This is a genomic window from Streptomyces sp. NPDC059455, assembly GCF_042750115.1.
In the GTDB taxonomy this organism is placed as follows: Bacteria; Actinomycetota; Actinomycetes; order Streptomycetales; family Streptomycetaceae; genus Streptomyces; species Streptomyces endocoffeicus.
In genome coordinates this window covers 1-2,537 of record NZ_JBHYVB010000083.1, presented here as the reverse complement: position 1 = coordinate 2,537, position 2,537 = coordinate 1, and the positions used below count along the sequence as shown (strand labels likewise).

Here is a 2,537-nt window from a genome sequence, read left to right as displayed (position 1 = left end):
TCCCCTGGGGGCGCGCCCCCAGGGGGTTTGTGTTCGCCCCCCCCCCCCCGGGCGCCCCCGGGGCCCCCCCCGGGGGGCGCGGCCCCTCCCGAAAGGCGTACGCCATGACCCCGTTCATCGCTGCCCTGTCGCCCGCTGTCTCCCCCGCCCAGACCCTCGCCGGACACCTGGCCACGCTGCTGCCCACGCGCGCCGGCTCGCCCTGGACCGTCGAGCCGTTCCGCGCCTGGTGGTCGACGTCCCCGGCCGCCCGGCTCGTACAGGGACCTCGCGCCCTGGTCCTGGTGGCCCGCCCGTGGGACACCGAGATCGGGTGGCAGCTCCCCGGCCGCGAGCCGTACCGGCCGGACACCACGCTTGAGACCTTGGCCCCGGCCCGGATCGCGCGGGAGGTGCTGCGCCTGGTGCTGCCCGTCCTCGACGACGAGGCCGCTCGTACCCGCGAGGACGGTTCCCGTGCGCGCCTCGAGATGCTCTATGAGATCGGCAACGCCATGCGCGCCCAGGGCGCGGCCACGTACGAGCGGGCCAGTCTGCTGGTGAACACTTCGAGCGTCACCTGGGCCTCGAACGGCCTGCGTTACTCGGCCACGCTGCTCGGCACGAATCCCGTGTGCGACGTCCAGATACAAGGCCCGGTGCGTGCCGTCGGGATCCGGGGACGCTTACGGCGCCGCGTGGCTCAGCTCCTGGCCCGGCACGGGCACGTCGAGCAGGCGGAGAAGGGCGGACTCGCGTTCGGCACCGGGCACGGGCCGTACGGATACGTCGCTCCTCACCCCGCCCCGGCCACGCACGACACCACTTCGGCCTCCGCCAATAGCCACGGCGTCGGCGTCGACTTCCTGGTCTCTCTCGCCCCGCGCCTGGCCAACTGACCCGTCCGTGCCCCGTGGGCTGGCTCACGGGGCATACCCCGTCTCTGGAAGGACAACCACCGATCGTGACCACCGCCAACCTGACGCCGGTCTCCGTGTTCGATGCCGCCGAGGCTAGGCTGTTCGCCGCCGCAGAGGAGATGCTGGCGCTCGTCGGCGTCACACTGCACCGCCAATACCCGGACGGCGCGTTCCTGGTCCTGACCCGGCCGACCGACTACGACGCCGTGCGCTTGGACTCCGCCCGTGAGGATCAGGGCGAGATCCTGCGGGAGTTCGAGGAACTTCCGGAGGACGACGAGCCGCTCCCGGCCGTGCCCGAGGAGATCGCTGCTGTTTTCGACAGGGTGAATGAGAGCCACTCGGGCAGTGAGATCGAGAGCCACGTTGCTCCATCCGTGGTGGGGATGGAGGCGACACAAGTCCATGATCGGCGTCGAGATTGAGAGCCACCCCGATCGGCTGACCTCTGGCTATGGCTGCGATGGCTCGGGAGTGTTCGCGGCAGCTGCGGGGTGTGGAGCCGGATAGGCTGGTGTTCCCGGGTCCCCTCGGGCCACGTCCCTGACAGGCACGGCTCGTGAGGACCCGGCTCGTGTGGCCACGAGCCTGCCGCAGTCGACCGGCTGCGGGGCCTGTGTCTCGTCGGCTCTGTCAGCGGTGGTGCGGGTGTCGGTTCACTCCATGGTGGCGAGGTGATCGGCGGCGTCGCCGCGCCACTCGATCAGGAAGAGCGTTGCGTCGTCGCTGGTGATCCCGCCGCGTTCCTGCTTCAGGGCGTGGGACAGGGATCGCACCACCGCGCGTACTCCTTCCTCGGTGTGCTCGACGCGGCTGACGCAGTCGATGAGTTGTTCCTCGCCGAACTGCTCGCCACCGACTGCGCGCTCTTCGATGAGGCCATCGGTGAAACACAGCACCCGGTCGCCGCGTTGGAGTGTCTGCTCGCTGAGCTGGGGCTCGTCGCCGCCGAAGCCGACCGGGAGGGTGGTTGGACTGTCCAGTTGCTGGAGGACCTCGTGATCGCGGATCAGCAGTGGCGCCGGGTGGCCCGCGTTCACCCAGTGCAGCTGGCCCGTTGTGATGTCCAGGCGCATCATCTGCGCGGTGACGAAGTGGTCGACACCGAACTGCTCGGCGATGGCCCGGTCCATGAACGTGTAGATTTCGGCCAGGCTGATGCCGGCGCGTCGGGCGTGCCGGTAGGCGCCGATGGCGACAGTCGCCATCGTGGCGGCGTCCAGGCCGTGGCCCATCGCGTCGACAATGGCCATGTGCAGGATGTCGCCATTGAGGGCGTAGTCGAAGCTGTCACCGGCGACGGCATAGGCGGGCTCGAGGATGCCGGCGACAGCGGCCTGCGGGACGGACATCGCCAGCGGCGGCAGCAGGGACCACTGGATCTCCGCAGCCACGCTCATCGGTTCGCGGCGCCGGGCCAGGAAGAACTGGTCGGTGTAGTGGTGCTTGGTGACCAGGATGTCGGCGACCAGGCCCGCCAGCCTGCGCAGCAGCCGCCGGTCGTCGTCATCGACTGCGTCGAGGGTGAGGACGAGAACTCCCACCTGGTCGCTTCCGTCCAGCAACGGCAGGAACATCCGGATGCCGTCGGCCTGCGGCACCTCGACGGGGGTGGCACGCAGGAAGGCCGTGCCGGCG

At 70.2% G+C, this 2,537-nt stretch carries 3 protein-coding genes; 2 read left to right on the top strand and 1 reads right to left on the bottom strand.

Annotated elements, in window-relative coordinates; translation table 11 throughout:
* The first annotated feature begins 104 nt into the window (after positions 1–104).
* The gene (locus ACFXB5_RS26920) at positions 105–878 is read left to right on the top strand and encodes a hypothetical protein (protein WP_385212269.1); all 774 of its coding nucleotides are present in this window, start codon (positions 105–107) and stop codon (positions 876–878) included.
* 65 nt (positions 879–943) lie between these two features.
* On the top strand, positions 944–1,324 hold the full coding sequence (locus ACFXB5_RS26915) for a hypothetical protein (protein WP_385212267.1): 381 nt from the start codon (positions 944–946) through the stop codon (positions 1,322–1,324).
* A 231-nt stretch (positions 1,325–1,555) separates the two neighbouring features.
* Here ACFXB5_RS26915 and ACFXB5_RS26910 read toward each other — a convergent pair.
* Positions 1,556–2,537: PP2C family protein-serine/threonine phosphatase (locus tag ACFXB5_RS26910; protein ID WP_385212265.1), on the bottom strand; the 982-nt coding region annotated here is incomplete at its 5' end.

What these genes read in the sequence shown, in the direction of transcription:
- ACFXB5_RS26920 (WP_385212269.1), top strand. Translation starts at nt 105, where the DNA reads ATGACCCCGTTCATCGCTGCCCTGTCGCCCGCTGTCTCCCCCGCCCAG.